Here is a 6,000-nt window from a genome sequence, read left to right as displayed (position 1 = left end):
GCAAGGCAAGGCAAGGCAAGCATATTTTTTGCTCCTATTTAAGAATGTCAAGTGATATTTGTAGGGACACACTGCGTGTGTCCTTACATTTTAAATAATCTAGCGCAACGCTTTCTCAATCTTCTCAAATAAATCTCTAGAAAGATTTTCAACAGTGCTTAAACGCTCCAATGCCCGTTTCATCAAGGTTTGACGTTGGGCGTCGTAGCGGGCGAAACGGATCAAGGGTTCAATCAGACGAGCGGCAACTTGTGGGTTGCTGTCGTTGAGGCGGATTAATACATCTGTTAAGAAACGATAACCTGAACCGCTGATTTCATGGAAAGCTTTAAGGTTTTGATTAGCAAAACTCCCCACTAAAGCACGAAGACGGTTTGGATTGTTGAAATTAAAACTTGGGTGAGCCATTAGATGATTCACAATGTCTAACACATTTTCATCCGGTCGGGTGGCTTGTAATGCAAACCACTTATCCATCACTAAGCCATCGTGTTGCCATTTTTGCTCAAAATCTGCGAGCAAGGTATCACGGCACGGAAGAGAAGCTTTGGTTGCCGCAGCCAGTGCCGCGAGAGTGTCCGTCATATTATTCGCCGCATTGTAATGCTTATGAACGAGATTATTGCCAAAGGAGGTATAAGCCAAATAATTTAGGCAAAGGTTTCGCATTGCACGTAGAGCAATATCCTGTTGAGTGATACGATATTCATCCAAACGAATATGGTTGTAAGCTTTAAGCAGTGGCTCTTTCAGATATTCGGCAATGGTCTTCAATATAAACGAGCGTGCAGCTACAATACCATCGGGATCAATGGTTTTAAAACTTTCGGCAAATTCAATATCCCGTGGTAAGGTAAGGATTAGGGTTGCCAATTCAATATCGTCTTCATAATTTTCCAACACTGATAAAAGTGCGGTCAAAATTTGAGGTGAAATTTCGAAATCTTCTCCTTGTTGGAAGTGAGTCACGTTACGTCGTAACTCGTTCGTCAATAACATTTGTGCCGCATCCCAACGCACAAAAGCATTTTCGGAAAATTTTAATAAAGTAAGAAGTTGTTCCGTGGTGTAATCGTAATCTAATTTCACCGGTGCGGAAAAATCTTCCAGCAATGCCGGAACAGGGCGACCATAAATGCCGTGAAATTCAAACACTTGATCTTTTTCCGTAATATTTAATACCCCGCTTAATGGTGTACCGTTGTACTGCAGCATTTGTTTCGTACCGTCTTGAGCATACAACACCATTTTTAGTGGAATATGGAGATTGACTTTTTCCATTTGATCGGCTGTTGGCGGGGTAGATTGAGAAACGGTTAAACGATAGGTGTGGGTTTGTTCGTCATAAGCATCGCTAATCAACAATTCCGGGGTGCCTGATTGACTATACCAACGACGGAATTGAGTTAAATCAAGCCCGTTCGCCCTCTCCATTGCAGAGACAAAATCTTCACAGGTAGCGGCTTTGCCATCATTTTCCGCAATATATAACGCCATCCCTTTTTGGAATCCTTCCTCGCCCAATAAAGTATGCAACATACGGATCACTTCTGCGCCTTTTTCATACACGGTAACCGTATAAAAGTTATTCATTTCAATCACTTTTTCCGGACGAATCGGATGCGCCATTGGGCCGGCATCTTCAGCGAATTGTGTAGTGCGTAAAAATTTTACATTATTGATACGGTTTACCGCACGAGAGCCGGTATCGGAAGAAAATTCTTGATCACGGAATACCGTCAAGCCTTCTTTCAAACTTAATTGGAACCAATCACGACAGGTTACACGATTCCCCGTCCAGTTATGGAAATACTCGTGTGCGATCACACTTTCAATAGCAAGATAATCTTCATCCGTTGCCGTTTGTGGATTCGCTAATACAAATTTAGAATTGAAAATATTCAATCCTTTGTTTTCCATCGCCCCCATATTGAAGAAATCCACCGCAACGATCATATAAATATCCAAATCGTATTCGAGATTAAAGCGATCTTCATCCCACTTCATGGATTTTTTCAGACTTTCCATCGCCCAACCGGCACGATCAAGATTACCACGATCCACGTAAAGTTCTAACGCCACTTCCCGTCCGCTTTTTGTGGTAAATTTATCTTCCAAAAGATCAAAGTCACCCGCCACTAAGGCAAACAAATAGCTTGGTTTCGGGAAAGGATCACGCCACTCAACCCAGTGGCGACCGTTGTCTAATTCACCTTCAGCAATACGATTTCCATTGGAAAGTAAGTAAGGATATTTCGTTTTATCTGCCGTGATTTTTGTGGTGTAACGCGCGAGAACATCAGGACGATCCAACATATAAGTAATTTGGCGAAAACCTTCCGCTTCACATTGTGTGCAGATACCCTCGCCCGATTGATACAAACCTTGTAGAGAGGTATTTTCTGCCGGCACAAGAATAGTGACTATTTCCAGTTCAAATTCAACCGCACTTTTATCACTTAAATCTAAAGTTAAACTTTCACCGTTTTGTTGATAAGCGGTAAACGGTGTACCGTTAAATTTAATGGAAGAAAATTGGAAACTATGACCGTCTAAACGCAAACTGGTTACTTCGTCATTTAAGCGTTGGAATTTTGTGGTTGCTGTTACAACGGTGTGATTCGGATCTAACTGAAAATCCAAATGAATGTCCGTAACAGTAAAATCCGGAGTTTTATAATCTTTTCGATATTTTGCTTTGGCTAACATAATTTGCTCTTTTTTTAAGAAAAAATCGCCCATTAGGATATGATTTTACGTCAAAAGTTGCAATGAGATTTTCTCTTTCAACGCTGGAGCAAACGTTTGCTTTGATCCCTTTATTTATGCTATTCTACGCACCGTTTTTAGTTTTTTTGAGAGCAAAAATGTCTGCAACACAAGCACAAATTGCTATTGTTATGGGCTCCAAAAGCGATTGGGCGACCATGCAAGAAAGCACGCAAATTTTAGATGAACTCAACGTACCTTATCACGTTGAAATCGTTTCAGCCCACCGAACCCCTGATAAACTTTTTAATTTTGCCGAAAATGCACAGCGAAACGGCTATAAAGTAATTATTGCCGGCGCAGGCGGTGCGGCGCATTTACCCGGCATGATTGCGGCAAAAACCCTTGTTCCCGTGCTTGGCGTACCGGTGAAAAGTTCAATGTTAAGCGGCGTAGATAGCCTTCATTCTATCGTACAAATGCCAAAGGGCATTCCGGTCGGTACATTAGCCATCGGACCTGCCGGCGCAGCAAACGCCGCTCTGCTTGCGGCACAAATTCTAGCTGCTTGGGATCACGACTTACTTTCCCGTTTACAGGCTTTCCGTGAAAAACAAACGAATGCGGTATTAGATAATCCTGATCCGCGCATATAACACTCAAAAATTTGACCGCACTTAAAAAAGTGCGGTTGTTTTTTTCGATTATTTTAACGAGAAATAAAATGCAACAGTCTTCCCTCTACCCTACGGTTTATGTTCTTGGCAATGGTCAATTAGGCAGAATGCTTCGCTATGCCGGCGCACCTTTAGATATTCAAGTCAAACCTTTAGCCTTCAATGCCCCTATTTTTGACTTACCGAAAACTGCGATTATCACAGCTGAAATCGAACGTTGGGAAAAAACCCCCCTTACCGAATTACTCGCCAACCATCCTCATTTTGTTAATCAATCCATCTTTGGCTTGTTAGCAGATCGTTTAACGCAAAAATCACTCTTGGATGAACTTGGGCTTTCTACCTCGCCTTGGTGCTTATTAGAAAATAAAGATCAATGGCAAGAGGTGTTCCAAAACATTAGTGAAAAAGTCGTGGTAAAACGCCGTACCGGTGGTTATGACGGCCGCGGACAATGGATTATCACCAATGAAAACAACACTGAAATTACAGATGATTTATTCGGTGAAGTGATTGCAGAGCAATTTATTCCTTTTGATGATGAAGTATCACTTGTCGGTGCTCGTTTCAAAAATGGTGAAAAACGCTTTTATCCTGTGACACACAATCTTCAACAAAATGGGATTTTACGTTATAGCGTGATGGACACCACTTTCCCTCAACACACCCGTCAGCAAACTCAAGCTGAAATGATGTTGGGTAAAATTATGGACAAGCTCAATTATGTGGGCGTCATGGCGATGGAATGTTTTGTGGTTGGCGATAAACTTCTGATTAATGAGCTTGCCCCACGTGTACACAATAGTGGCCATTGGACACAGCTTGGCTGCAGCATTAGCCAGTTTGAATTGCATTTGCGTGCTTTACTGGATTTGCCGACACCAAACTTGAAAACCTTTGCTCCAAGTGTCATGGTGAATTTAATTGGCACAGATCATAACCCGCAATGGCTAGAGACAGAGTTTGCCCAACTCCACTGGTATGGCAAAGAAGTGCGTGCAGGGCGGAAAGTCGGCCATATTAACCTTTCTCACCCGAATAAATCCGTTATTATTCAACAACTGGAAAAACTTCGACATACTTTACCGGAAGATTACCAATCCGGTTTGGACTGGACAGTCGCACAATTAAAATAAATTCATTTTTAACCGCACTTTTTGATGTAATTAACAAAACACAAAAGTGCGGTTAATTTTTATCGTGTTTTTACTTGCTAAACATAAAAGCTTGCAGTATAAAACAACAGACCTAAATCCATTAAAAAAGGAAAACGCTATGTTTGAAAATATCAAAGCCGCCCCTGCTGATCCAATCCTTGGCTTAGGTGAAGCATTCAAATCCGAAACCCGAGCCAATAAAATCAATCTTGGTATTGGAGTTTATAAAGACGCACAAGGCGCAACCCCTATCATGCGAGCGGTAAAAGAAGCCGAAAAACGCTTGCTCGACAAAGAAAATACTAAAAATTACCTCACGATTGATGGTATAGCGGAATACAACCGATTAACCCAAGAACTTTTATTTGGTGCAGACAGCAATATTATTAAACAACAACGTGCTAGAACCGTACAAAGTCTTGGCGGAACCGGGGCATTACGCATTGCCGCAGAGTTTATAAAACGCCAAACCAAAGCACAAAATGTTTGGATCAGCACACCGACTTGGCCAAACCACAATGCGATTTTCAATGCGGTAGGGATGACAATTCGTGAATATCGCTATTATGATGCAGAAAACAAAACGCTAGATTGGGATAATTTAATCGCCGATTTAAGCAATGCAAACGAAGGCGATGTAGTGCTTCTACACGGTTGCTGTCATAACCCGACCGGCATCGATCCAACACCAGAACAATGGAAACAACTTGCTGATCTTTCTGCAAAAAACGGCTGGTTGCCATTATTCGATTTTGCTTATCAAGGCTTAGCAAACGGCTTAGATGAAGATGCCCTTGGTTTACGCACCTTTGCCGCAAATCATAAAGAATTATTGGTTGCCAGCTCGTTCTCAAAAAATTTCGGTTTATATAATGAACGTGTCGGGGCATTTACGTTAGTGGCTGAAAATTCAGACATTGCTTCAACCGCATTAACCCAAGTGAAATCTATTATCCGCACCCTCTACTCTAACCCTGCCTCTCATGGTGCGGCAACGGTAGTACAAGTGCTAAGCAGTCCGCTACTTCGCCAATCTTGGGATGATGAACTCACCGAAATGCGTGAACGAATTAAGAAAATGCGCCATTTATTCGTGCAATTATTAAAAGAATTTGGTGCTCAACAAGATTTTAGTTTTATCATTGAACAAAACGGCATGTTCTCTTTCAGCGGTTTAACCGCAGAACAAGTCGATCGTTTGAAAGACGAATTTGCCATTTATGCGGTACGGTCAGGTCGCATTAACGTGGCAGGTATTACTGAAGATAATATCCGTTATTTATGTGAAAGTATTGTGAAGGTGCTTTAACCCTTCTCCCATCACAAAAGGCGTATCTTATATACGCCTTTATATCTATCATCTTAAGAACACTGCGATAAAATAACATTTAAAACACAAGCCAATACTTTAAATGTTATTCAATTTAACATTCAAATTATTGAAAAAATATAGATTA

General features: G+C 41.3%; 4 protein-coding genes. 3 read left to right on the top strand and 1 reads right to left on the bottom strand.

Going from position 1 to position 6,000, the window contains the following annotated elements; genetic code table 11:
* Positions 1–99: 99 nt before the first annotated feature.
* The gene (gene pepN / locus BKK47_RS00725) at positions 100–2,709 is read right to left on the bottom strand and encodes an aminopeptidase N (protein WP_077493037.1); all 2,610 of its coding nucleotides are present in this window, start codon (positions 2,707–2,709) and stop codon (positions 100–102) included.
* A gap of 158 nt (positions 2,710–2,867) precedes the next feature.
* On the opposite strand from pepN, the gene purE reads away from it, so the two are divergent.
* The 3 genes from purE (at position 2,868) to BKK47_RS00710 (ending at position 5,852) form a co-directional block, all read left to right on the top strand.
* The gene (purE, locus tag BKK47_RS00720; protein ID WP_077493041.1) at positions 2,868–3,365 is read left to right on the top strand and encodes a 5-(carboxyamino)imidazole ribonucleotide mutase; all 498 of its coding nucleotides are present in this window, start codon (positions 2,868–2,870) and stop codon (positions 3,363–3,365) included.
* 68 nt (positions 3,366–3,433) lie between these two features.
* Positions 3,434–4,522 (top strand): 5-(carboxyamino)imidazole ribonucleotide synthase, encoded by a 1,089-nt coding sequence (purK, locus tag BKK47_RS00715; protein WP_077493036.1) that lies wholly within the window; start codon positions 3,434–3,436, stop codon positions 4,520–4,522.
* Positions 4,523–4,661: 139 nt separating this feature from the next.
* Positions 4,662–5,852, top strand: coding sequence for an amino acid aminotransferase (locus tag BKK47_RS00710; RefSeq protein WP_077493035.1), 1,191 nt, complete (start codon positions 4,662–4,664; stop codon positions 5,850–5,852).
* Positions 5,853–6,000: the final 148 nt, after the last annotated feature.

This window comes from Rodentibacter mrazii (assembly GCF_001998825.1).
GTDB lineage: Bacteria > Pseudomonadota > Gammaproteobacteria > Enterobacterales > Pasteurellaceae > Rodentibacter > Rodentibacter mrazii.
Note: the sequence above shows the minus strand (reverse complement) of the source record. Positions and strands in the feature narration are given on the sequence as shown.

Bases quoted from the DNA above. Each gene is read 5' to 3' on its own strand.
- purE (WP_077493041.1), top strand. From the start codon at position 2,868: ATGTCTGCAACACAAGCACAAATTGCTATTGTTATGGGCTCCAAAAGC.
- BKK47_RS00710 (WP_077493035.1), top strand. From the start codon at position 4,662: ATGTTTGAAAATATCAAAGCCGCCCCTGCTGATCCAATCCTTGGCTTA.
- pepN (WP_077493037.1), bottom strand. From the start codon at position 2,709: ATGTTAGCCAAAGCAAAATATCGAAAAGATTATAAAACTCCGGATTTT.
- purK (WP_077493036.1), top strand. From the start codon at position 3,434: ATGCAACAGTCTTCCCTCTACCCTACGGTTTATGTTCTTGGCAATGGT.